This window comes from Thermostichus sp. OS-CIW-20 (genome assembly GCF_054061455.1).
Genome location: NZ_JBSSEF010000032.1, coordinates 1 through 24,142, shown reverse-complemented (window position 1 = coordinate 24,142; position 24,142 = coordinate 1). Strand labels below are relative to the sequence as shown.

General features: G+C 56.3%; 20 protein-coding genes, 1 tRNA gene and 1 other RNA gene. 6 read left to right on the top strand and 16 right to left on the bottom strand.

Annotation, left to right across the window (positions count from 1 at the left end; translation table 11 throughout):
• Nucleotides 1-15 precede the first annotated feature (15 nt).
• The 3 genes from ACVWXC_RS10840 to ndhN form a co-directional block, all read right to left on the bottom strand.
• Nucleotides 16-1,917: a R3H domain-containing nucleic acid-binding protein gene (locus ACVWXC_RS10840; RefSeq protein WP_011429909.1), complete on the bottom strand. Its 1,902-nt coding sequence runs from the start codon at nucleotides 1,915-1,917 to the stop codon at nucleotides 16-18.
• Nucleotides 1,918-1,932: 15 nt separating this feature from the next.
• Nucleotides 1,933-2,943 (bottom strand): Light dependent period protein LdpA domain-containing protein, encoded by a 1,011-nt coding sequence (locus ACVWXC_RS10835; RefSeq protein WP_457392693.1) that lies wholly within the window; start codon nucleotides 2,941-2,943, stop codon nucleotides 1,933-1,935.
• Between the two features lie 88 nt (nucleotides 2,944-3,031).
• Nucleotides 3,032-3,475 (bottom strand): NAD(P)H-quinone oxidoreductase subunit N, encoded by a 444-nt coding sequence (gene ndhN / locus ACVWXC_RS10830; protein WP_011429907.1) that lies wholly within the window; start codon nucleotides 3,473-3,475, stop codon nucleotides 3,032-3,034.
• A gap of 444 nt (nucleotides 3,476-3,919) precedes the next feature.
• Here ndhN and msrB point away from each other — a divergent pair, with 444 nt between their 5' ends.
• Both msrB and ACVWXC_RS10820 read left to right on the top strand, forming a co-directional pair.
• Nucleotides 3,920-4,330, top strand: coding sequence for a peptide-methionine (R)-S-oxide reductase MsrB (gene msrB / locus ACVWXC_RS10825; protein WP_011429906.1), 411 nt, complete (start codon nucleotides 3,920-3,922; stop codon nucleotides 4,328-4,330).
• A 49-nt stretch (nucleotides 4,331-4,379) separates the two neighbouring features.
• Complete coding sequence (locus ACVWXC_RS10820) at nucleotides 4,380-5,183, top strand: FTR1 family iron permease (protein ID WP_457392688.1); 804 nt, start codon at nucleotides 4,380-4,382, stop codon at nucleotides 5,181-5,183.
• 274 nt (nucleotides 5,184-5,457) lie between these two features.
• Here the strand turns inward: ACVWXC_RS10820 and ACVWXC_RS10815 are convergent, their stop codons facing one another.
• The 8 genes from ACVWXC_RS10815 to ACVWXC_RS10780 form a co-directional block, all read right to left on the bottom strand.
• A complete protein-coding gene (locus tag ACVWXC_RS10815) occupies nucleotides 5,458-5,670 on the bottom strand; it encodes a CP12 domain-containing protein (RefSeq protein WP_011429904.1) in 213 nt (70 codons plus the stop codon).
• A 244-nt stretch (nucleotides 5,671-5,914) separates the two neighbouring features.
• Nucleotides 5,915-6,646, bottom strand: coding sequence for an energy-coupling factor ABC transporter ATP-binding protein (locus ACVWXC_RS10810; protein ID WP_099812251.1), 732 nt, complete (start codon nucleotides 6,644-6,646; stop codon nucleotides 5,915-5,917).
• A gap of 33 nt (nucleotides 6,647-6,679) precedes the next feature.
• Nucleotides 6,680-6,949, bottom strand: coding sequence for a hypothetical protein (locus tag ACVWXC_RS10805; RefSeq protein WP_011429902.1), 270 nt, complete (start codon nucleotides 6,947-6,949; stop codon nucleotides 6,680-6,682).
• 92 nt (nucleotides 6,950-7,041) lie between these two features.
• Nucleotides 7,042-7,848, bottom strand: a complete 807-nt coding sequence (locus ACVWXC_RS10800) for a leucine-rich repeat domain-containing protein (RefSeq protein WP_457410474.1) — start codon at nucleotides 7,846-7,848, stop codon at nucleotides 7,042-7,044.
• A gap of 285 nt (nucleotides 7,849-8,133) precedes the next feature.
• Nucleotides 8,134-9,549 carry an ATP-binding protein gene (locus tag ACVWXC_RS10795; RefSeq protein WP_457392681.1) on the bottom strand — a complete coding sequence of 472 codons (1,416 nt, stop codon included), beginning with the start codon at nucleotides 9,547-9,549 and terminating at the stop codon, nucleotides 8,134-8,136.
• Nucleotides 9,550-11,387: 1,838 nt separating this feature from the next.
• The gene (locus ACVWXC_RS10790; protein ID WP_457392678.1) at nucleotides 11,388-12,083 is read right to left on the bottom strand and encodes a hypothetical protein; all 696 of its coding nucleotides are present in this window, start codon (nucleotides 12,081-12,083) and stop codon (nucleotides 11,388-11,390) included.
• Between the two features lie 22 nt (nucleotides 12,084-12,105).
• Entirely contained in the window at nucleotides 12,106-13,125 is a 1,020-nt protein-coding gene (locus ACVWXC_RS10785; RefSeq protein ID WP_457392675.1) for an endonuclease domain-containing protein, read from the bottom strand.
• Between the two features lie 68 nt (nucleotides 13,126-13,193).
• Nucleotides 13,194-13,265 (bottom strand) — tRNA-Lys (locus ACVWXC_RS10780).
• A 100-nt stretch (nucleotides 13,266-13,365) separates the two neighbouring features.
• On the opposite strand from ACVWXC_RS10780, the gene ssrA reads away from it, so the two are divergent.
• From ssrA to lpxD, 3 genes are all read left to right on the top strand, one after another.
• Nucleotides 13,366-13,761, top strand: a transfer-messenger RNA (tmRNA) gene (ssrA, locus tag ACVWXC_RS10775).
• A gap of 162 nt (nucleotides 13,762-13,923) precedes the next feature.
• Nucleotides 13,924-14,442 carry a DUF4330 domain-containing protein gene (locus ACVWXC_RS10770; RefSeq protein WP_011429897.1) on the top strand — a complete coding sequence of 173 codons (519 nt, stop codon included), beginning with the start codon at nucleotides 13,924-13,926 and terminating at the stop codon, nucleotides 14,440-14,442.
• Between the two features lie 15 nt (nucleotides 14,443-14,457).
• The gene (lpxD, locus tag ACVWXC_RS10765) at nucleotides 14,458-15,552 is read left to right on the top strand and encodes a UDP-3-O-(3-hydroxymyristoyl)glucosamine N-acyltransferase (RefSeq protein ID WP_457392672.1); all 1,095 of its coding nucleotides are present in this window, start codon (nucleotides 14,458-14,460) and stop codon (nucleotides 15,550-15,552) included.
• On the opposite strand, the gene ACVWXC_RS10760 is transcribed toward lpxD, so the two are convergent.
• The gene (locus ACVWXC_RS10760) at nucleotides 15,549-16,742 is read right to left on the bottom strand and encodes an RNA-guided endonuclease InsQ/TnpB family protein (protein ID WP_457392669.1); all 1,194 of its coding nucleotides are present in this window, start codon (nucleotides 16,740-16,742) and stop codon (nucleotides 15,549-15,551) included. The genes lpxD and ACVWXC_RS10760 overlap by 4 nt on opposite strands.
• A gap of 97 nt (nucleotides 16,743-16,839) precedes the next feature.
• Nucleotides 16,840-18,978, bottom strand: a complete 2,139-nt coding sequence (locus ACVWXC_RS10755) for an FkbM family methyltransferase (protein WP_457392667.1) — start codon at nucleotides 18,976-18,978, stop codon at nucleotides 16,840-16,842.
• 196 nt (nucleotides 18,979-19,174) lie between these two features.
• On the opposite strand from ACVWXC_RS10755, the gene ACVWXC_RS10750 reads away from it, so the two are divergent.
• A complete protein-coding gene (locus tag ACVWXC_RS10750) occupies nucleotides 19,175-19,423 on the top strand; it encodes a hypothetical protein (RefSeq protein WP_457392664.1) in 249 nt (82 codons plus the stop codon).
• A 62-nt stretch (nucleotides 19,424-19,485) separates the two neighbouring features.
• Here ACVWXC_RS10750 and ACVWXC_RS10745 read toward each other — a convergent pair whose 3' ends face one another.
• From ACVWXC_RS10745 to ACVWXC_RS10735, 3 genes are read right to left on the bottom strand one after another with little or no spacing between them, the layout of a single operon-like run.
• Nucleotides 19,486-22,224: a class I SAM-dependent methyltransferase gene (locus ACVWXC_RS10745; RefSeq protein ID WP_457392661.1), complete on the bottom strand. Its 2,739-nt coding sequence runs from the start codon at nucleotides 22,222-22,224 to the stop codon at nucleotides 19,486-19,488.
• A gap of 26 nt (nucleotides 22,225-22,250) precedes the next feature.
• Nucleotides 22,251-22,769: a hypothetical protein gene (locus ACVWXC_RS10740; protein ID WP_457392658.1), complete on the bottom strand. Its 519-nt coding sequence runs from the start codon at nucleotides 22,767-22,769 to the stop codon at nucleotides 22,251-22,253.
• 59 nt (nucleotides 22,770-22,828) lie between these two features.
• Nucleotides 22,829-24,010, bottom strand: coding sequence for a glycosyltransferase family protein (locus ACVWXC_RS10735; protein ID WP_457392655.1), 1,182 nt, complete (start codon nucleotides 24,008-24,010; stop codon nucleotides 22,829-22,831).
• Between the last annotated feature and the right edge of the window lie 132 nt (nucleotides 24,011-24,142).

Sequence of the window (24,142 nt, the reverse complement as noted above, 5' to 3'; positions counted from 1 at the left end):
GAACCCTGGCTGGAGCTAGTTGGGATAGATGCGCAGGCGGCGGTTGGGCTCTTCGCCGAAGCTCTGGGCCCGCAGGTGATAGTGCTCCACTAGCTGGTGCTGCAGCTTGCGGATCAGAGGGGAGCGGGGCAGCAATTCCACCGGCTGGGACTTGGGAATGACGATCTGCTCTACCGCCAGCCGGGCCTCCTCCAAGGCTTCCGTTTCGTCGCCCGAGCTGGCCCGAATGAACAGCTCTAGGTCGGAATCGGAGCCGTCCTCGCTTTCGATGTTGAGGATGTGACGCAGGGCGCGGGCAAGGGCGATCAGGGTATTGGCCTTGACGGTGTGAATCGGGATTTGGCGGGCGTGGGCCAGTTGCTGGATCTTGGAGCGGCTGCGCACCTGGGATCGCAAAGCCAAAACAATATCTGCCTCATCCAGATCTTTGGTGACATCCGCCGACAGCTTCAAAGTCTGGATCACCTGCTCCAGATGGAAGCGGCTAACCCCGTAGGGATAGATCCTCAGCGGCCCATCCAGATCCCGTTGCCGTTCTGCCAGGGCAGCCGCAGCAGGTTCCTCCCAGTCGGCATCCTCTTCCGCCTCAGCCCTGGACTCTGCCTTGGGGCTGGCCATAACTTGAGGCTCAGCACGGGATCCCGCTGCTGCTGGCGGGACAGATTCCTCCCCCTTGGCCGAAGGCGAGCCAGATTCGCCGGGCTGGCGCAGACGAGTTTCACTTGGTTCTAGGGGCAGAGCTTCCATCCGCCCAGAACGGCGCCATCCCCCCCGCTCCCGTGTTGGGGACAGGGTGCTGCCGGCAGGGGGGGGCCACTGGGGCCCAGACAGGGTGGGGCGCTCGATCACCACTTGGCCGCGTTCGTCCAGGCTGCGCAGTTGCACCAGCGGCTCGCGGTTGCGCAGGAGGCGATCCACAGTGGCCGCCACATCTTCGTGGATGACCCAGCGATCCCGCTCCAGCATCTCCACCGCAATCTCAAACGTGGGGGGGGCCTTCCGCTCCAAGACGCTCTTCTGGCAGCCCCGCCGCCGCGCCTCTTCGTCTCCGAGCGTGACCGACTGGATCCCGCCAATTAGGTCGGAGAGGGTGGGGTTTTTGATCAGGTTGTCGATGCGGTTGCCGTGGGCAGTGGCCACCAGTTGCACCCCCCGTTCGGCGATGGTGCGGGAGGCCAGAGCCTCCAACTCGGTGCCGATCTCGTCGATCACCACCACTTCCGGCATGTGATTTTCCACCGCCTCGATCATCACCTTGTGCTGCAGCTCCGGGCTGGCCACCTGCATGCGCCTGGCCCGGCCAATCCCTGGGTGGGGCACGTCGCCATCGCCGGCAATTTCGTTGGAGGTATCGATGATGATGACCCGTTTGTGCAGCTCGTCCGCCAGCACGCGGGCAATTTCCCGTAGGGCGGTGGTTTTGCCCACCCCTGGGCGGCCCAGCAACAGCATCGAGCGGCCCTGCTCCACCAAATCGCGGATCATGCTGATGACGCCGATAACGCAACGCCCTACCCGACAGGTGAGGCCGATGATCGTGCCCTGGCGGTTGCGAATGGCGCTGATCCGGTGCAGAGTTGAGGCAATGCCGGCGCGGTTGTCGCCGCTAAACTCTCCCACTTGGCTGATGACCAGATCCAGGTCGGCGCGGGTGACCACCTCCTCCGAGAGGTAATCGGCAAAGCCGGGGAAGCGGGCTTCCGGGCGGCGGCCCAAATCCAGCACCACCTCTACCAGCCGATCCAACTGGGGATGCTGCTCCAGGCGCTGGCGGATGGAGGCGGGCAGAACGTCCAGCAGCTTGCCCAAATCGTCGTTGTAGAGGACTTGCCCGGGAAAAGAGGTGCGTTCGCTGGAGCGGTGCGGAGCACCTTCCCGATCCGCCGACGGGTTGAAGGGCTGTACTAAGAAACTCATGGTCGGGCAACGTTGTTAAACACTGGAAAAACAGGTTTGTCTGGGGGCCACCGCTCGTTGCTTCACTTGCTGCACCAACTGCTTGGCCACTGGGATCCCACCTGCCAATCCAGGCCCCCCCTCCAAGTAGGTGGCCACCAACTGTCGCGCATAGCTGCCGAAGGCCACCCCCGCCACCGGCCAACCGGGATCCAGCAGCGACACCGTTTGCCCATTGGTTCCTCCTGCCAACTGCACATAGCCGGGCAACCCCATGCTCAACACCTTTCGGGCCAACTTCAGAGTGGCCTTGCCGGCGCCAGCTCCAAGATCCCCGCTCATAGGCCGACCGTCCACCTGCCAGATCAACACCTCCGGCAAGGGATCCATCAAGGCCAGCAAATCCCGCAAATAGACCTCGAGGCCGGGACCATCGTTAAAGCTGATCGAGACGGCCCGCAGCCACCGCAGCCAGGGCTTTAGGGATCCCCACAATTGCGCGAATTGGCTCTGTCGACCGATACGGGTGTGGATTTCCACCGCCTCAACCCCCAGCTCTAGCAAGGACGGCAGGATCTCCGCCGCCGCAACCTGATAGCCTTGGGTGGCGATGCGTTGGTGGGGACACACCGGCTCACAGCGGCCACAGCCGTAACAGAGCTCTGCCCGGATGTGAACCTGGGTGGAAGTGCCTGCCCGGATCAGGGCGTGGGGCGGACAAACGGCTAGGCAGGGCTGCGGACAGTCGGCAGGACAGACGGGATCCGTCAGCACCGCCTTGCGAAAATGCACATCTTCGCCGTCGTTGACGCTGACCATCAACCAGGGGGACCCCACCTGGGGATCTTCTGCCTGGGCCCGCCGGATCCCTTCTTGGGCAGCTTGCACAATGGCTGGGTCAGCGGCGACGTCAATGCAATCGGCACCGGCAAGCGTGTAGAGGAAAGCTAACTCTCGAATCGACGGCAAGTGGTGGAAACTTGCGCCGCAGATCAGCTTAAACCAAGTACCCTGTTGCAGCGAGACGTTCGGCAAGGTCACAGGCACGGAAGGCCACCGGCAAGATGAGAGTCTGGGCTGCAGGCCGCCTACTTGAGATGGTAGCAAAGAATTTTCGAGGAATCTGAACAGATCCTCAGGCACTCTGCAGAGGTTGCCACCGAATTGACCGCTCTCGACCCAGCTCCACCACAAATTTCACGCCCTTATCTTCTTGGCTCAGCTTCACCAGGTAGGAGAGCTCTTGCCGGCTGAGCACATGCCCCTCGTAAAACCAAAACACCAATCCCTTGGCCTTTGGGGGCAAGGTGGCGCGGTACTGCTCGATCAACGAGGGGTAGAAATAGGTGCGCCGCTGCGATTTGCCCAGCGTGGCAGGCCGCACCCCATGGCTGGACGTCAGATAACTGGCCAGATCCCCAATCCCCTTGCTGGAAAGGGTGACTACCTCGTAGCCAGCTCCGCGCAGCCGCCGCAGGTAGTGCCCTTCCGATCCCCCTTCTGGGGTAACAAAGATGGCCAGAGCCCCACACTGCTCGAGCTGCTGCACAAACTTGGCGCCTGAGCCGACCAGCAACATGGCAATAACTCCGTCGTTTTCAGGGTTAGCAAAAGAATCCCCAGGCCAGCCCGCCTAGGCCGAACGGATCCCTTGCCTGTGCTCATTGTAGCGGGAGTATGTCCCCAGCCAGGGATAGAAGCTACAGATAGAACTCATAGAGAAGCTCGCCGACTCTTTGCCGCGCGGAAACTGCCGGCTTTGGCTGAGGGGTAGCCGACCAATGGTGAAGATACCCGTACCTTCGCCTTTGTGGGGAAGAAGACGTGAAGAAGAGTTAAGATACATACAAGCATCTGCTTGCAAGTCTCAGAAACAGCCGGACAGGGCAACTGGAGAGTCCGGCGGCGATGGCTTCACCCATGTCAGGACGGACAAACCGCTTATGCGACGAGGCAAGCTTTTGACTTGACAGTGGCCGGGTTCGTTACGGCACCCCTCAGCTTGACAGGAGAGCAACAGGCGATGGCTCAAGAAATCTATCCCGTTACCAAAACCGACGCTGAGTGGCGACAACTGCTCACCGAAGAGCAGTACTATGTGCTGCGCCAAGAGGGAACCGAGCCCCCCTTCCGCAACGCCTACTACGACAACAAGGCTCCAGGGATCTATGTCTGCGCTGGCTGTGGGCAGGAGCTCTTTTCCTCGGCAGCCAAATACGACAGTGGCACTGGTTGGCCCAGTTTTTGGGAGCCGATTGCTCCTCATGTGATCGGCACCAAGACGGATTGGAAGTTGCTTGTGCCTCGCACCGAGGTTCACTGCTCCAACTGTGGTGGTCACTTAGGGCACGTGTTTCGGGACGGTCCCCCACCAACGGGTCTGCGCTACTGCATCAACTCTGCTGCTCTGAAGTTCATCCCCGCCACCACCTGAGCCTCTCCTCAGGCAACGCTAGAATTGAGCCACCTGCCTGGGTGAACCTATGTCGGACTACACCTTTTTGGATGCTGCCTCGATTTTGCTGCGGGAGGGTCTGGAGGCGATTTTGGTGCTGGTGGCTTTGCTGGCCCTTCTGCGCAAAAGTGGGCAGTCGGCCCCGCAGCGCTGGGTGTGGCTGGGGGGATCCATGGGTCTGCTGGCAGCGGTGATGCTCGCCTTGCTGGTGAAGTTGTTTTTCCAGCAGTTGCTGACCCACACCCGCCAAGAGGTACTGGAGGGGATGACTGGGCTGGTGGCAGCAGGTTTGCTGTTTTCGGTCAGCCTCTGGCTGCACCGGCGGGCCGCCCTTGCTTCCTGGCAGACCTTTGTGCAAGAACAAGCCCAGGCAGCGCTCGCCACAGGCCAGGTTTTTTCCCTAGCTTTCCTGGCCTTTGCAGCGGTGTTTCGCGAGGGGGCAGAAACGGTGTTGTTTTACGTGGGATTGGCCCCTTCCCTGGCGGCAAAAGATCTCTGGCTGGGGATCGGTCTGGGATCCCTGCTGCTGGTGGGGATGGCGGTCTTGCTGCTGCAGGTGGGGCTGAAGCTGCCCTTGGGGGCTTTTTTCCGGGGTTTAAGCCTGCTGATTTTTTACTTGGGCTTTAAGTTCCTGGGCAGCGGCCTCCATGCTTTGCAAGTGGCGGGCTGGCTTCCGATCACCCCCTTATCCGGGATCCCGAAGCTGCGCTGGTTGGGTTTGTATCCCACTTGGCAGACGCTGATCCCACAAATGGTGCTGCTGGGAACAGCCTTTGTCTTGTGGATGAGGCAATGGCGGCGGGCTGACTCTGCTCAAAAGCTTTCTCCGTGAGAAACTTTCTTTGCGAGCAGGGTGCCTCCCACAACCCTCAAGTTCGAGGGGCTGGGGTTTCGAGGGTTGTTGCTCGAAGTAGCCGGCGATCCTCCCTCTTCCTGGGGTGAGCAAAGTGTCCCGGCTGGACTCAATTCTCGGTGCCCAGCTACGCATTCCGGCCCAGAAAGACGAAGCCCGCCAGCAGGGAGCTGGCAGGCCGCTGGATCTTGTCGGGGATCCCACTTGCGATCGCTGTCGATAAACCGAGACCGATCTGCAGGGTTACCAGAAATCAGGTGTCGTAAACACGGCACTCGACGGCGTCGGGGTTTTCAGCACAGTGCTGCTCAAGGCTGCTGGGAGCTTTGGGCTGGTGGCTGCGGGCTGCCAGCACTTCCTCAACAGCATCCCAAGCTGCACGGCAGTGGGGATCCCCTTCGCCGTACTCAGAGCAGACTTTGCGCGCGTTCTCCAGCTCTTTGGCAATGACTTCAGACAGTCCCATATTCTCAAGCTCCTTTCAACGAGATGGGGCCAGGGGCCCACGGGTATAATCTGCTGACGCAAATCCGCAGGGATCTAGCGCACTCGCGGATCAACAGGCAGAAACCTGCCGCTCCGCAGGGTAGATAAGTCCAGGATGATGCCTTGCTGCCAACCTATCGATCGCTGTGGATACATTACCATTCTAAGCAGCGACCGCCGGGGGTTGCAGCCACCCTTTTGCGATCTCTTCGGGATCAGCGGGGCTAAGACCTGAAGGCGCCAAACAGTTGTCCAAGCTGTTGCCGCACCTGCTCTGGGGATCCCTGATGGCGCACCTGTCCTTCGGAGAGGAAAATTGCTCCATCCGCCCATTCCAGCTCTGCCAGCCGATGGGTTACCCAGAGAGCGGTGATCCCCTCTTGATCCACCAGGCGGCGGATGCACCGCAGCAACTCCGCCTGGCTCTCGGGATCCAGCAGGGCTGTTGGCTCGTCCAAAAGCAGAACCTCGCTGCGCCGGGCCAGCGCCCCAGCGACTGCCACCCGTTGCTTCTGTCCACCGCTGAGGCCGTGGATGGGCCGGCGGATCAAGTGCCGCAAGCCCACCTGCTCCAAGGCCATTTCCACCCGCTCGGCAATCTCTTCCAACGTGAGGGGTTCTGCCCCCAAACCAAAGGCGACGTCTGCCCCTACCGTCGGCATGAACAGTTGGTGATCCGGGTTTTGAAACACGTGGCCCAGCCGCCCGCGCACCTCCAGGTGGCCCGCTAGGGGCTGAGGATGGGTGAGGGATCCGGACAACAGTTGCAATAGGGTAGACTTGCCGCTGCCGTTAGGCCCCAGCAGCATCCACAACTGGCCTTTGGGAATGACAAAGCTGCACTCCCGCAGAACCGGGGGACGCTCCGGCCAGGCAAAGGTCAGGCCCTCCACCCGAATGGCCGGCGGGGACTCCCTCTTGCCGCCGCGCAAGGACTCTGTCCCCCTCTCCGACATGAGAATCCCTCGCGAAGACCCGAAGAGCTGCTCTCAACCCTGCAACTGCGCCAAAAAGCCGGGACGAGTTCCTGGGGCACCAGGGCCACCCGACTTGGTGGTCATTTGCACGCCACACAGCTCGCCGGTGAGCAGGAACACCTTTTTGCCGGTGCGGTCACAGGTCAGCTCCAAGCTTTGGGGGGATCCGCTCTGGAGAGCGTTGACCACGCTTTGGTAGGCGCGGTTGGCCGCTTCCTCCTCTTTTTGGTGGACGACGATGGGGGCGGGATTCCCTTTCAAAAGCAATTCTAGGATATACATGGCTGACCGTTCGCGTAGTGGGCTGTGGACACCTGATCCCAGTATCGCAGGTCGGCGGAAGACCTGGAGGCCGGCAAACCCAGATCCCAGCGCTAGGGGCAGGGGCGGGCGGAGGTGGGATCCCCTGGATTGAGACCGGCAAACCAGCTCGACAGGGCCGCCGGCAGGCAGAGGCCAGGGTTGCCCTCGATGTGGAGCCGTTCCAGCCGCGGCAGTTCTGCCAAAAAGCCGGGCAGCTCGCCCGTGAGCCGGTTACGGGCCAAGCGCAGATCCCGCAATTGCTTGAGTTGGGCCAGCTCCGGAGGCAGGGATCCGCTGAGGCGGTTGTCTGACAAGTAGAGGTTTTCCAGGTTGTGCAGTTGCCCCAGTTGGGGCGGAATGGGCCCAGAGAGCTGGTTGCGATCCAAAAACAGCCCCTTGAGGGAGCGCATCTGGCCCAGTTGGGCGGGAATGGCGCCGCTGAGCTGGTTGTTTTGCAAGCTGAGGTTTTCTAGGCGGCTGAGCCGGCCTAGCTCTGGGGGGATGGGGCCGGAGAGCTGGTTGTGATCCAAAAACAGGCCCCGCAGGTTGCGCAGTTGCCCTAGCTCCGGCGGAACGGGGCCGGAGAACTGGTTGTAGTCGAGAAAAAGCTGTTCCAACTCCCTCAACTGCCCCAGCTCGGCGGGGATGGGGCCAGAAAGCTGGTTGTAACTGAGAGACAAAGCCCGCAGGTGGTGGAATTGGCCAATCTCCGGCGGCAGGGATCCGCTCAGCCCGCGGCGATCCAACACCAACTGGACAAGGCACTGATCCCCATCAAACAGAGCCACTTCCTCCACCACCACCTCAGGCCGGCCCATTGCGGCCAAGATTTGCCGGAGGAAGAGAGGATCCTGGCAGGAGGCAGCAGGCCAGGCCATCCTCCCCCAGCTCAGCCAAGCCCAAATCACCACTAGACCCAACACCCACCACCGCTGCTGAGCTTTTCCTAGCCCCTGCCCCATTGCCCTGCTCCCGAGGATCCCTGTTCCCCAAAGTGGCCGTGCAAGCCTCGAGCTGGCCCGACGTTGCCTTAAGGGAGCATAGCTCCAGAGGCCTCCCAACTGCCAGGCAGCCTCAGGAATTGGCAGCAGCAAGTGAGAATAGACGAGCAATGGGAAGATTGCCGCGACAGCCAACAGCGGCAAAACTGCTAAGATGAGGGCCTAGAGCTTAACTGCCTGGGAGCGCTGGATCACCTCAGCTTCGCTTAGAGGGGTGGGGGCGTGAAAAGACAGGCACCAGGGAGTTTGGATTTTGCAGGGCGGGTGAAGCTGCTGCGAGGAGAGATAAAACTGTCCCACCTTTAAGACAGCCACATCTTCTCCGCTTCCTCCCCGCTGGGCAATTTGCTCGCGCACTACCTCAATGGCTGCCGGAGACGTGACTCGGCCGAAAAACTGGGTGGAGCAGTTGGCGATGACGTTGTGGTCGATGCTCTTGGGTGCTTGGGTAGCAAAAATGAGACCCAAGCCGTATTTGCGCGCTTGGGCGGCCAGGCGCAGCAGGCTCTGCTTGCAGGGGGTAGTCCCCTGGGAGGGCACAAAGTCTTTGGCCTCGTCGATGACCAGCAGCCCGCGCACTGGCGCTTCCGGCGGGGCGGGGTTTTTCTTGATCCAGGTAAACAGCGCCATGGCCAGTTGATTGAGAAATTGCTGCTGTTCCCCCAGGGTGGGAAGGCCCACCAAGTTGACAACCGACACCCGGGTTTTGCCGTAGTCTGAGCCCAGCCCCAACAAGATGGCCGGATCCAACGCCATCCCCTGTTGATGGAGCAACTTGTTGTTAACCATGGCAGCCTTGAGGAGATTAGCCATCTGCAGCGCCAGTTGCGGCGCCTTGCTGATACCGGCTCCTGCTTCCGGAGGCAGGTCCGCAAGGAACTCGGCAAAGTCAGCTAGAGATCCCGGCTGGTGGGTGGCAAAGTATTTCAAAGCTGCCTTAAGAACCCCCCGCTTCAGCTCGTCGCTGACGGTCTTGCCGGGGGCCACGATCTCCTGGAGGGCGCCCCAGGCCATGTCGACGGCCTGATCCAGCTCTTCGGGATCACCAGCCAGCGCAGCAAAGTCCGGCAGGGGGGCGAGGGTGAGGGGGTTGCCCGCCGCCAGCCCAGGGGTCCAAACCACCACCTCGGTTTGGGCAAAGTAGCGCTCTGCCTTGGCTTGATCCTCCTCTGTCCAGCCTTCGGGAGCGGCAGGCCAGGGATCCCCCAGCCGGGCCAAGTCGTTGGCTGCATCGATGACGATGGAAGGGATCCCTTGCAAGGCTGCCTCTTCCACCATTCGCCTCAAGAGCACCGTTTTCCCCGAGCCGCTGCCAGCCAAAATCACAGTGTGCCGCACCAGCTCCTCGATGGGCAGAAAAACTGGCTCACCCTCCCGGTTGGCTATCCAGCGTCGTCCGACAAACAAACCTGGCGAAGGTCTCGGCGGCTGCAAGTCTTGCTTGGCTTCAGGAGCTTTGCCGTTGCCTGCCCTAGGAGGGGAGGAAACTCCCTTTTCCTCAGGCTCAGCTCTCGTAGCCCAGTCAGCCGGGATCCCTTCCCTCAGCCAGGCAAGGATTTTGGCCAGCCCCGAATCCAACTCAGCATTTGCCAGGTGGGTAAGAGGTCGCCGTTCCGCCAGCCAATCTCTAAAATCGGGTCTGGATTGGAGCTGCTCTAGGGCCAGCAGAACCCTGATTTCCCTTTCACTGGGCCGCCAGTGGATCCCACCCTCCTCAAGGAACTTTTGCCACAGTTTCTGAGTACGTTCGCCTCCTGGTAGGGAGGTAGTGCGCACCACTACCAACTTGCGAAATCGCAGGGCCGCGTCGATCCCGGCTGCCGTTCTAGCAGCTACTAAGCGAGTTTGGAAAGATCTAGGATTAGTTGATTGAATAGCTGTAAAACAAAGGTGCCTTTCCCGCTCGTTTGCCTCGTAGAAGATTAGCCGCAAGCGAGAATGCAGAGGCGAGAAACTTCTGGATCCAGGGAAGTCAGTTTCCACTTGGCTGCCAATACTAGCCGGCAACTTTTCCTGACAGACGAGAAAGTTGCACAGAGAAGCTAGGGGCTCTTTCCATATCTCGCTCTCGTTTTCCTGTAAATACGGGGAAATATCAACCTTTTGCTTGACCTCCTCAAAGATTCGATCTAGTTCCTTCAGTGGAGGGGGACTTGGAGTGATAGGAGCAGAACTTGGGACACCTAACTCGGTAACTCTCCCTTCCCGTAGGCATTTCTCCCTGTGCTCATGACATTTCTGGAGGAGCTGCCGAGGATTGTTCCTCTCCGGTAAGGACTGGAAGAACTCCGGCTTAAACGGGTAGGAAGGATAGGGAGGGGTAAAGCCCACCTTGTGGTAGGCAGCCTGCAGGCGAGGAACAACAACTGCCTCAGCGACACTGGCCGAAAGAAGATGCGTCAAAGTTAAAGGCGGCTCAAAGCGTCCTGTAAAGGTTGCAACAGCTGTTTTCGTTAGAATTTCCCAAGACTGGTCTAGGCACGAGATGATGATAAGGGATCGGGAGAGGCAGTCCCGTAGCCCAATGAGGCCACCTGCGATGTTATGAATGATGTTTTGGGAAGCTTCTCTTTCTGTCTCTGGCGAGAGCTCCTGCAAGGATGACGAAGGACTAGGACTTGTATGAGATTGCACAACAATGGGATCCAACTGATCCAAAGCAACTACAGTGGGTCCCCTTAGGCTCATCAGCCAAGAAAGCCCTGCAACAACTTGACTAGGATTTAAGCTGGCGTTGGTAAAACCGAATTGTCGGGCAACCTCTGATTCCACACCTAGGCCCTGTATCCAGCTATTACCTATTGACGCCAGTGAAAAATCATTCGAATTAGCTAGAATGGCAGCTCGTACACAATCTTGGTACTTGATGGTGTGCTTGCGATCTTGAGTGAATAGCCATTGCAGAGTTTGTCTAATGACGTCGAGCAAAGATTCGTGGGAAAAACTGGCGATCTCCTTCGCCTGCTTGGGAGTAGAGAGAGCTCTCAGAAAGACCAGATCGAGAATTTTTTGGAGCTGGCTAGTGCCATCAGGCTCTTCCTGAAGCAGAGAGGTGAGGTAGCCCTGGATTACGGTTTCCCAAAAGTCTTTCACATCGGTCATGTCCACTAGGACAAATCCCACCCCTTTTTCAAAGCAGCGCTGTCTTAAGACCCTGAGAAGGTGGGTTTTGCCAGAGCCACCATTGCCAAGCACAGGGATTCCAAAGGATGTCTCCATCTGGGGAGATTGGATTAACTTCTCCAGCCGGCTGAATAGCTTCTCCCTGACATCCCGGTTAAGCTCAGGAACGTCAAAATCCGGAGGTTGCCAGATTTTTCTAAGATGAACTGTCCAATCAAAATCAACCTCCTTGAGGGCTTCTAGAGCTTTTTGTTGGTTGATTGAGAAAGAGGTACTTTCCTTGGAAGTCATGGCTAGTTCCTAACACGAAGAACGTGCTTTTTGTAGCCGTACAGGTCAATAGCGGCGGCTTCGATTTCAGGAGTAATGGACAGAGGATCGTCCAGGTTCATCAGCACTATCTTGGCTTGGCGGTTCAAAGTCAGGAGCGCCTGATCCAATAGCCAGGAGGGAACATCGGGAAATCTTTTGCGCAAGTCGGATAAGTAGACTAGGTAGTAGCGCCCTCCCATCTCCTCGCAGGTGCGAAAGACCTTCTCGAGGAAGTTAGGATCAACCTCCCCTTCGCTAACTTCCCAGGGCTGCGTTTGCCCAGTAGGAACAGGGGCTGCTCCACCGAGAGAGGGTCTGTTCGCGCTACTCGGCCGTAGGCCTAGAATCCGCGCCAAGGGAACGTTCTCCCGCTGTGCGTAGTCCACTAGGGTTGCCAACGCCTTTTGCAAAACAACTGCTGCCTCTGGCGACTTGGAGCGGGCGATGGCTGTTGGAGGTGTGGTAGAAGCCCAGTCCCAGGCCTTGTCAGTCAGCACAAGCCGGGTTATCCTCCTTCCCTTTTCGACTACAGTCTTGCATTCAATGAGGCCCTTTTCCTCCAACAGCTTGAGCTCTTTGGCCCTATGCTTTGGCTTCACTTGCGACTTGGTCGGTTCTTCCCCTGTTAGCAGGAGCTTCCAGAGCAAAATTTCGCTTTTGGGCAACAAATCGCTCATTTCCCCAACCTCCAGCCCTGCCTCAAAGCCGGCTCTGTTGCAATTGAACCACCTTGCGGATCATCTCCACCGCCCGCTCGCAGTCGGACATCACCAGCTCATTGGGAATCCGCAACACCAAGTAGCCGGAGATGAGCAACTCGTAGTCCCGCAGGCGATCCTGGTAGTAGTGGTTTGGCTCGCGGTGCTCTGGCCCATCCACTTCCACTACCACCTTACCCTCCCGCCAAAGCAGATCCGCTCGGAAAGTGCGTCCGTTAACACTCTGTACAGTTTGGTTGAATTCCAGCAAATTCTTTAACTGCGCATCTGCTGCCACCCGGTCGGCCAGCTTTCTCTCAGCGGGACTGAAGGGGTGAGGGGATCCCTTGTAACCCACCACCACCTGCACCGAGCTGTCGAACTCCTTTAGCCTCTCAGGAAGCGGCAGTCGAATGGCACCGTAGCTCACGGAGGCCAATTCGGGGTGATCAGTCAAAGCGCTCGGCACCACCAGCACCAGCCGTGCCTGACTGTGGTCAGCCAACCAGATAGCTGCCTTGGCCAAGCCGAGTAAGTAGCTGGGCGCCGGCTCTGTCTCGTCGGTTGCCAAAGCCAAGGTCAGCTCGCGAGGGGCAATGGCCTTGGCCAGTTGCTGCACCTGGATCGCCCGCTGGATCCCTGGCAGCAGAGGCAGGCGTTGCTGTTGGCACAGGTGCATGGCCGCCTTGAGCCAGGCGTTGGCAATGGTGGGATCCTGTTTTGCTGGTAGCTCTTGGGCGCGGAGACGATTGTGAGCCTGAGCCTCTGCCGTCGTGCCCGGCTCAAACTTTTCCCCATACCAATAAGGCCAGAGGGATAGAGCTACCCTCGCCAGCACCTGCAGACACTCATCGAGGATGGCATCCTGGGCAGGAATTCGGTGCCAAAGCTTGGAGACAAAGACCGTCTCTCGAGTTTCAGCCTCCTCCACCAGGCTCGCTAGCGCCTCCTCCACGCACGGCGCCAGCAACAGCTTGACCTCCCCCTCTTTGCCCAGACCTTGCCACGAAAGAACGGCCACCTTGCCTCTCCCACCTGCCTCCTGGAATCCTAGCTTAGGCCAGGCCGGGGGGAGAGGGTATCGCAAGCTGGGTCGGCAGGGATTCGAACCCTGGGCCAATCGGTTAAAAGCCGAGTGCTCTACCGCTGAGCTACCGACCCGAGTTTACACTTTCGTTATGATAGCAGGACTTTTGTCACATTCGCAAAGACTCTAGCCGGATCCCCGAGAGTTTTGCTAGTCTAGATGTAAGCTAACCCCGGGGCTGTAACGGTTTCGACGGGGTGGCGAACAAGGGTTCATGATGCAGGTCGGGCTTGAGCTTATCCCGTTACCACTAGGCTCAACAAAGTAGGTGCGAACAACGTCGTACCTTTTGCTCGTAAAGCAGCTGCTCTGGCTGCCTAAGGCTCAGTAAGAGAAGTCTGAGCTCGAGGATCCTCCCACGACCCCGTTAAGTGGGCGGATCACAACCACAACGGGTGCAGCTCTCTTCTCCGGCTCCGTCGAGGGAGAGCCTAAGGCTAGGCGGAGAATTCCCATCGCCGGGATCTAAACGGCGATCCCCGCCTTGAGGGTTAGAGAGGCTAAGCCTGTGAAGGAGTGAACCCCCAGTACCCATCTCGGACACGGGTTCGACTCCCGTCAGCTCCATCTCCAGGTCAACCTGAGGTTATTGGCCCAGACCATCCTCGGTCAGGAGGGAGACGGGGCCTTTGAGTCCCTCTAGAGGTGAGTTCCTCAAGCGGCTTTACGGGCGGGGAAGCTGCCATGGCTGTGCCCTACAATCAGGGACAGTGGGTTGGAGAAAAGAGGGCCATGCGGCTCGTCGACCAACAGGGGCGTCTCCTGGGCAAAGTCAGTCTCCTGGATCTGGGGGCGCTGGCAATTGTGGTGGCGGCGATTGTGGCTGTCCTGTTTTTGCCAGGGCGGCAAGCGGGCAGCGTCGTCCAGGTGGGGGGTGGCCCCACGCTGCCGGTGGAAGTGGATATGATTGTGCGGGGAGTCAGCAGCCGATCCCTGGAACCTTTTCAAGCAGGTCAGAAGGCCGATTTGATCATCCGCAACCAACCCTACGGCCAGGTGGAGGTGGTGCGGGTGGAAAACGTCAGCCGCACCGTGCCGGTGGTTTTCCCCGATGGACGGGTCGAAAACTTGCCTGACCCCGAGCCCTACCGCTTTGATCTGGTGTTTACCTTGCGGGGACGGGGCCAGCAGACAGAAAATGGCATTGTCCTAGGCAACAACCGCGTCAAAGTCGGCGTTCCCCTGGAGCTCGAGACCTTTAGCTACAACTTGCGTGGAACCGTGATGGATGTGCGGCTGCTGCAATCGTAGAGGATCTCGAGCCTGATGCAGCTACAGGAGATCGCCCAAAAATTGGGGTGCGCCTACGAGGGGGATCCCACCCTCGAGATCCACGGCGTAGCCAGCCTGGCGGAAGCTCGCCCAGGCGAGTTGAGCTTCCTCAGCGAAGACCGCTACCTGCCCCTCCTGGAGCAGACCCAAGCCAGCGCCGTCATTGTGGGCGAATCCATAGCTTTACCTCGCCCCATCCCCTGCCTGCGGGGCAGGGATCCCCGCTTGCTCTTTGCCCAGGCCATCGAGCTGTTTTACCAGCCCTATCGCTTGCCTGTTGGGATCCATCCCACTGCTGTGATCGATCCCAGCGTTGAGTTGGGAGAAGGTGTGGCCATTGGGCCGCATGTAGTGGTGATGGAAGGGGTGAAAATTGGCGACTACACCCAAATCCACCCCAACGTAACCATCTACCCCCACGTGAGGATTGGATCCCGGTGTCAGCTTTTCGCCAACTGCGTCATTCACGAGCGCACGGAGATTGGGGATGATTGCCTAATCCACAGCGGCGCTGTCATCGGCGACGACGGCTTTGGCCACATTCCTCTTCCCGACGGCTCCTGGCGGCGCATGCTGCAGGCAGGCCGGGTGGTGCTGGAAGACGGCGTAGAGGTGGGCAGCAACACCACCATCGACCGGGCCGCTGTTGGCGAGACCCGCATTGGCCGGGGCACCAAGATTGACAACCTAGTGCAGATTGGCCACGGCGTGAAGACGGGATCCCACTGCTTGATCGTGGCTCAGGTGGGCATTGCCGGCAGCACCCAGTTGGGCCACCACGTCATCTTGGCTGGGCAATGTGGCTTGGCCGGGCATCTTCACATCGGCGATGGCGTGCGTGTGGCCGCCCAGACAGGTGTAACCAGCGATATCCCCGCTGGTCAAACCGTGGCCGGCTACCCCCATCAGCCTATTGCCGAATGGCGCAAGAGCATGGCCGTCCAACGGCATTTGCCCGAGCTGCAACGTACCTTGCGCAAGCTGGAAGCCCGTGTGGCCAAGCTAGAACAGAACAGCACGGATAGAGCCCCCAACGCAAAAATGCTCGAAGTGGGCGTGGATCGTAAACTACCCGGCTCCGACCGCTAAGCGGTACGGAGCGGGCTTTCAGTAGCCCTGAGCCTGTTCTGCTTTACCAGAGAACAAAACAAGCCCGAACCTCTAGGCTGGTTTACGACAGCCCCCAAGAGCGCAATTACGTTTGCACCATTCAAATCCGCATCCCCTTCCCATCCACAGTGCCCACACTTGAACGACTTGCCACTGCGGTAGGATTGCGCAGGATCGGGATGGATGTGCAAACACCGGTGGCAGGTCTGCGACGTATAGGCAGGCGGCACAAGAATCAGAGAAACCCCTGCAACCCTCGCCTTGTATTCCAGAAACTGGCGTAGTTGGTAGAACGCCCAACTGTTGGTCCTGCGCCGCTCGGCTTTGCTGCGCGGCTGTTGATTGACCCTTTCCCGGATCCCTGTCAGGTCTTCCAGAGCAATAGCGCTGTTGGTAGCTTTTGCCCTAGAGACAATAGCTTTGGAGATGCGATGATTGACCCACACTTGAAAGCGTCTCTCCTTGCCAGACAGCCGTTGCAACAGTTCTCTGCATCTGCGCCGCGAACTGCGTGTGCCCTTACTGGCTTTGCGTTGGAGTGCCGCCCTCAGCTTGGAGTAGTGGTCGCGGACTCGGTTCAACTGCTGTCCATTCCAATTGTCCCCCTCTGACGTATGGGCAATATCCGTCCTGCCCAAGTCCACCCCGATCACCCTGTCGGTATCTTGTTGCTTGGGTGGTTTTTTCTCTACGCAAATCTGGATGTAGTAGGAGCCGTCCTTCCGCTGGACTAGGGTGGCCGATTTGGGGTTAGAGCCAGCCAGCATTCCCCTCTGGTAGTTACCAATGGCTAGCTCAAAGCGTTCTCTCCCTTCCACCGTGGTCAGCGACACCGTCCAGTCTTTCTCGCGAAACGAGAAGATACGTGCATCGTAGGTAACGAACCTACGCTTGAACTCTTTAACCGGACGGTTGCGCTGTCTCGCCACTTTGCGAGCGCCTGCCACCCGTCTGCACACCTGTTGAGCCAAGTTACTGGACAAGCCGAACCGGGCTCGAATGTCGTAGTAGCAAAGGGATTGCAGTTTGACCGCGTTGACGATCTTCTCCGGCGTGTTCTGGTTGACCCAGTTCAAGGCTTGGCCAAAAGCCTCCATCCTCGCGTCCAACTTGGCGGCTTGCGACTGGGACGCCTCGAGCTTACAGGAGACGGTCAGGACTTGGCTCATAAGTTCATTGTACTTCATCAAAGCGCATTCCTCCCGGCACTGACCCTACGGGTACAGTGCGGGGCTCCTGCGATTTCTAGCTGACTGGGAGAACTTTTTACCGAAGAGGTTCTTGTGAAACGTCATGAAGGATATACCTTGTACTCAAGTAGCAAAGAGTACCTCTATGTGTGTGAACTATGTTTTCCTTGTACAAAACATGGGTAGGGCGTAGGATCTGGTCTATTAATCGTCTATCTTCTTCAGAGTAAAACTCTAGGTATATTATCTTAATGTCGACTGGAATTTCGAACAAATCCTTTAATATTTGGGTCTCACTACCTTCAGTATCTATCTTGAGAATATCGATGTTGTAAGCGCCAACACTCTTTAGAAATGAGCCTAGGAATGAGCTTGCCTTTACAAGCTGTACAACTCTTGGAAAGTCAGCATATCGGTTCTTGTGTATCGAACTATAACAGGCCGTTACAAGACTACTGTAGAAAGTCTTGGTGATATCATCACTGTACAGCCCAAAAGGGTATACAGTGCAGCCGCCTATAGTTAGGCTGTTTAGCTTCAGCAAGTGAAGAGCTACAGGGTCAGGCTCGAAGCAAAGAATAGTAGCATTTGGATAAAGCATTCGAAAGTAGGCGCTTGCGATGCCTATGTTTGCTCCTACATCAACAATTATTGATACGCCATCGACGAAGTTTAAAAAAGGATATGACTGCTTACTAAAGATTTCGTCAGTCGTGGATAGCGCTGCGTTTTCTTCCTCCTTATAAAAATTGAGATGTAGTGTCCGAGAAGATCCATCCGCTCTAGTCGCGCCCAAGGAAAATTTTGCAATGTTCGCTAACTTTGTTGCGTTCGAGAACACCAATTGATTTTGTTCATCAAGGACAAAAACAAATTTTGAGTAGGGCAGGAGTCGAGAAGTAAGATGGCTGTTGGATCTGGCAATCAGAACATCCCAAGTCGCAGTACCTAAGTGGCTGGACTCTTCCTCCCAGACATGTACTCTGGAAACGACCCTCTCGTCCTTGGGAAGCTCAGACACTGGGAACCCGGCCTCAACATAGACTTCTAGTCTCGGCAGATCCAGGAGATCTGCCACAACTGCTACTGGGCAGTCTTTGCTAACCAGTACCTTAAGTTGCTCCTCTACACGGTGTAACTCCTGAACAGGTTCGTAGATAGCAAGGCGTGTATTGACAAGATCTCTGTAGGCAGTGCTAATGAAAAATCTGGGATCGGACTTAGCTGCGTAAAAGTTGGGTAGCTCTCCCTTGAAAACCCAATTCATCAGATCGGCTATCCGATGCTTGGGATGCCAGTCCACAAGAAACTTTTCATAAGCTCTTTTAGCTATCTCTAGAGCCAGCCCTGGATTTTCTAGGTAAAACTTGATTTTCTCAACTAGCTCCAGCTCAGAACTATAGACGTCGCAGTATAAGCCGGGGCTCAGATACTCATCAAAGCCGGATGCAAAGGAGAGCTTGTCTGTCAGCAAAAAGCCACCCGCAGAAATCACTTCCAGGTTCCTAAGGTTCAGATCCCCATTCAGGCTGCAGTTAAACGAAATCAGCGATTCGGCAAATAGGCGGGCTGCCTCTTGACGGTTGGCAGTTGTGGCAAGAATGGGCAAGTGTGCCCTCTTTATGGCTTCGACCAGACGGGAACGTCTGGGATGCAGGGATCCCTGCTGGCCAATAAAGACAACTTGGCTTTCTCTTGCTTCTACCCACTTGTGGACAACCGTATGCATGGAGATGAGAGGTAGCCAGGCCAGGTTTTCCGCGCCCGCCGCGGCAAACCAGTGCAGGTGCTGGCGGTTGTGAGCAGTAACAACATAATCAAAGGCTTCAGCGGCCCAGTAGGCCAAAAGATGTTTGATGGGGAAGTGGCTATGATGCGTATCCCCGGCTAGCAAGACGGTTGGACAGCCAAATTTTTTCGTGTTGAAGGGGTTGCTGTATTCGCAGCTGGAAGCTCGTACAATCACCAAGTCAAACTCTTTATCCACAATCTGCTCAGACTGCTGGACAAAGTCATAGAGGTCATAATCTCCTTCCGGACACTCCACCAAGCCTTCACGACGGTTGACATAGCCTAGTCCAAAGCCCCCCACTCTTTCTTTGGGACAGACAGTTACTTGACGATCTGAAAGCTGCGGCGGTGGGATGTAGTCTGGCGGCATTGGCCAGCTCAGGAGAACTCGCGGTTGCAGAGTTTCTTTGTTGGAATTTTCCATAGCTCGTCCTTCTAACTTCTAATCAGTGCTGCTGACAAAGTGTAGCTTCTGCCCAGGCTACAAAGAGGGCTAGTTTTGCACTATCCTACCCTACGTGCATCCATAATGACAAAGTCAGGAGCCAAGTGCTGATTATACCTACACACCTACCAAGTTAGACGGTGCATTCGCGGAAAGCTGGCAGCGCAAGTGCCAAATGGACTCACTCATCTGCGTTACCCAAGCCTGGTCGCAGCAGCGCCCCAGCTGCTTTGCTGGCAACAATGAGATGGGGGGAAGGTTTCCAGACATTGAGGCCGCGTGGGTTTGCTGGGCCACTGCTTCTGGGGAATTGGTGCCCACCGAGGCCGAACTGGAGCGGCAAAGGGCTGAGCAGGCCGAACAACGGGCAGGGCGCCTGGCCCGGAAGCTACGAGAGCTAGGGGTGGATCTAGACGCAGTGTAAGCGACTGAGCTCAGGTCTCCTGTAGACCAGGCAAAGCTTAGCCCAAGAAAAAGGGTGGATCCCTAAAAAGCCTGCAACAACACAGGCAGCTTTTGGACAGCAGGCCGTAATCCCCTAGGAAAGCGCTCCCGTTTTAGGGGATAGCGATAGTTCAGTTGGGGAATGAGCCTCTCCCATTGCCAGGGGTTCAAGCCCGCCACCACGGAACAAGAGGGTTCCCCAGATAGATCCCACCTTTCTTCCAAGAGCTTTAGAGTTACGTTGCCCAATGCATTTGTCAATATCTGGCTGGCTCGCTGGGGATCCGGATCCCCTAGGAAGATCAGAGCAAAGTCTTCTGGCTGAGGACTGTGCAGAATTGGCTCCAGCAAGCCCTCCAGTTCTTGGATAAGCTGCTCTGTCTCCATTTCCCAGTAGGGGAAAAGGCCCACGTTGATCTTGCTCAGGCGGATCCCTTGTGGTTTGGAGGTTTCTGTTAGGCTATCTCTCATCACTACCAGGTTTTCTGAAGGACTTAACCACGCGGGACTAGGCCATTCTTGCAGCTCTAAGCTATCGATCTTCCAACCATAGGGCTCAGCTACACTGTGCAGCCGAAAGAAAACTCCAACTTCCTGCTCAAAGTCATGGACAGCCTTTGCGCATCCTTGCCAGTCTTGATAGTCATCGACCTGGATAAACCCTTTGGGATGAACTTGATGGTAGAGATGACGGAAAATATCCATCGTCGACTGATACCAGTCTGCATCTGCATGCAGCAAGGCAATCTCGCTCACTTGCTCTCGATAGGCAGGCAAGGTGTCGGCAAACAGCCCTGGCACAGGAACAATGAGATCCCAAACTCCCAGTTCCTTGGCAATCACCTCTAAGTTCTCCGAAATGGGTGCCGCTAAAGCACCGGATCCAAAACCCGTATCGTTGGCAGCAACTCCTCGATAATCTCGATCCATCTCTGTTGGATCAGGCATACCTGAGAAGGTATCGAAAGCATATAGCCTGCGAGGTCGACGGCTGTAGTTCTTAATCACCCAGGCCAGCAAAGCTGAGCTTCCACCCCTGCAAACACCACATTCTACAAAGTTCCCAGGAATGTCTTCTTCACAAACCTGCTTAGCCAGTGAATAAAGGCTCCAAAGACGCTCAAAGCCCAGCAAGGTAAAAGATTTAACTTTCTCTAGCACCCTAGACAACTCAAGGTTACAGACCGGATAGTCCTTGAGGTGCTCTGGCAATGTCCAATTCACAGCAGGGTCTGGAATATGCTCAACGGGCTTGACATTGCCTCGCCAGGCCACTCCCATAATTTGCATGGTCTGGTAAATCATCGTGTTCCAGCCCCTGTCTCTCAAGTAATTCAAACCTTCAGCCACATCCGGCGAGGCTAGATCATGAAACAGAATCAAGGCATCCTCAGCAGCATAGCGCTCTGCCACTTGAGCATCCTGCAAGGGGGCTGGTGAGTCATGATTCCCATCGATGAAAATCAGAGACCAGCGACGATCCTCTTGCTGGGCAATCTCCTCCACCTTCCCTGGGCTATAGCCAGGGTAGAGATTGACATTAGAGCGAACTCCAGCCGAGCGAAGAGATTGATCCACACTTCCATAAATCTGGGGATCGGCCAGAGCAGGATCTACCACATCGAGAATAACTCCTCCTGCCGCCAGGTGCGCAGTTGACCAGCCGAACCAACAGCCGATCTCCAGAGCAGATTTTCCTCGAAACTTTAGCGCAGTATTGTACAGAATGTGTGCCTCGTCCCGACTAACAAAGCCGATGAGAGGTTGACGTAGATCCGCATGACAAAGGTGAGGAACTTCTTTCCGTAGATAAGGCCAGGGGTGAAAGCTTGGGTCGGCCGCAATCATTAAAGGAAAGCTATGGTCAAGATGTATTCTAATCTGGTTAGGCGATACGTAGTCGTATCTCTTGACCGGAGTGGAGATGATGCCTGCATACCGCAAGCTAGCTTCAATCTTAAAACCTTCAGTTGTAAGCACAATATGAGTTGGTCTCACCTTAGTGTCGGCTGTAAGATGTATGATTCCTACTGGATTGTGAGGTGGAAAAGGATCCACCCAAATCTTCCTTTGCAAATCCCATTGGGGCATCTCACAATGGGCTACCCAGTTGCAATTTAATGGCAAAAGTTCAACTCTATCCAGACCTATATCTCTATAAATAGCCACGTTTAGAGCAAACTGTTCTGTCGGAAAATCAAGGTACCTAGAAATAGCTTGACCTAATCTTTTGCCCCATATTGACCAATGAATAGACTGTCTGGCACCAGAAAACACACCAACATTTAGCAGAGGCTCTATATCTAAACGATCAAATTCCGTGTGGTGGAAGTGAACGTGGTAGTGCCAAGATATCCAAGTTTGCATCCAGGGTCTATTCTTATGTTTAGCTACTAACTCTGGAACTATTGAGAAGCCCTTTCTTTTTGCTCCTAAGACAAGAAGATCAATCGCAGACCAGTCTTGCACCCAAGCATCTGCATCAATCCAAATGTAAACTTCATAACCTGGGAAATATTCAGGCAAAAAAGGTTTAGAGACCAGCGCTTTGAGGTACCTAGGTTTTTTATCGACATCAGGAACGTTGTAATTCCAATCTGGCTCTACGATATAGTCAACGTACTGACCTATCCATTGCAACTGCTCTGGCGTACACCCTACATCAAAAAATCCAATATCTACAGAGTTGCCCTGTGGCTTTTCTCGAATAGAGAGAATAGTTCCCTGAACCAATTCAAAAAGCTTGCTATCGGCACCTGTAACGATGATAGTCGAGTTCATGAATTCTATCTCTCCTCTCTAAGACCTTACTTCTTGTCGAAAAGATGAAATCTGTTTATGTAGCAAAGAGCTCCCTTTTGACCGGGTATGATCTCCCCCTGCCAGAGGAGATGAGAGGGATCCAACATCTGGTCAATCTGCTTGCGGTCTTGTTCTGAGCAAAACTCCACATAGATGACCTTGATATCTTCGAGCTGCTCTTGCAAGCTGGTCAACACCTCCACCTCATCTCCACCTGTAGCCACCCTGAGCACATCGATGGGCTCCAGACCCAGCTCCTTGAGGGCTGCCCTGGCTTCCCGGAAAGGGAGCAGCTGCTCCACTCCCCACTCGGCCTGAGGATCCTCCGGCCAGAGCCGACAAGTTCTGCAGCTATTCTGCCCCGCTAGCCCCACCGGATGCACAAAGCAGTTGCCCAGGCCAAGAGCATTCTGCTGCAGCAGGTGCAAGGCCAAGGGATCCACCTCGAAACAGTGAATGGCCGCCTCAGGGTGAAAAGTCCTGAAACAAGCGCTGGCCACACCTACCCCGGCCCTCACATCCACGACAACCTTGACATCAGGAAGAATGGAAGCCGCAGGCTGATAGATGCGGCTCAGGCTGACTACTGTCCCTTTATATCATACTCAAGGCCTTCGTACCCCCGCAACCAAGCTGACGGAGCAGAGCTGCCCTTTTGGATTAAGTCAATGAGAAAAGTTTCTGTTATGTTCCCCGCATTGGCAAAGAGGAGCTGGGTGTCTTCTCCCAGGATGAAAGCAAAGCTGGTTCTCAAAGGCCGCCCCAGCCGCTGCAAGTCCTCAGCTGTGCACACCACCGCATCAAAACTAGGCCAACTGGCTGGCTCCCCCCTCACCTCATGAACTCGCTCGGGCACTCCCTTCTGCTGCAGCAGACCACAGGGATCCCCAAACCCCTCTTCCACGTACAGCTCCAGCCGCGGCAAGTCCAGCAAGTCCGCGGCTATCACCCCAGGACAGCCTCGGCCAACAAATACCCTCAGTCGCTCCTGCACGCGATGCAGCTCTTGAATGGGCTCGTAGATTCCTAGTCGTGTGTCTATCCAGGCAGAGCTGGCCGTGCTGACAAAGTAGCGCACATCAGAGCGGGGCGAGTAACGAAAGGGCTCCGGCAGCTCTCCCCCAAACACCCAGTCCAGCAGGTTCTGAATGCGGTGGCGGGGATGCCACTTTTCATCAAAGGTGTGGTAAGCGCGGCGGGCAATTTGAATGGCTTCTTGGGGATGGTCTAGGTAGTAGCGAACTTTTTCCAGGAGTTCGGCTTCGGAGTTGTAGGTGTCGCAGTAGGTGCCGGGCGCCAAAAGTTCGTCCAATCCTGAGGCGAAGGAGAGCTGGTCAGTAAGCAGAAAGCCACCCGCAGAAATCACTTCCAGGTTCCTAAGGTTCAGATCCCCATTCAGGCTGCAGTTAAAGGCAATCAGAGAATGGGCAAACCATTTGGCTGCCTCTTGGCGGTTGGCTGTTTTGATGAGGATGGGCAAATCTGCATTCTTTATGGCTTGAACCAGCCGGCAACGCCTGGGATGGCGGGATCCCTGTTGGCCGATAAAGACCACTTGATTTTCTCTATCTTCCACCCAATCGTGGGTAACAGTGCGCATGGAGATAAGAGGCAACCAGGCAAGATTCTCAGCGCCTGCTGCGGCAAACCAGTGCAAATGCTGGAAGTTATAGGCAGTAGCGACGTAATCAAAGCCTTCAGTAGCCCAGTAGGCCAAGAGATGGTTGATGGGAAGTTTCCAGTGGTGGGTGTCTCCAGCTAGCAAGAGTGTGGGGCATTTAAACTTCCTTGTATTTAGGGGATTACAGCCTTTTAATTTAAAATAGGGTACAGGTATTCAAGAGGAAGGAGAGAAAGGAATGCCGACTCATTCTTTGGATTTGCGGCAAAGAGTTGT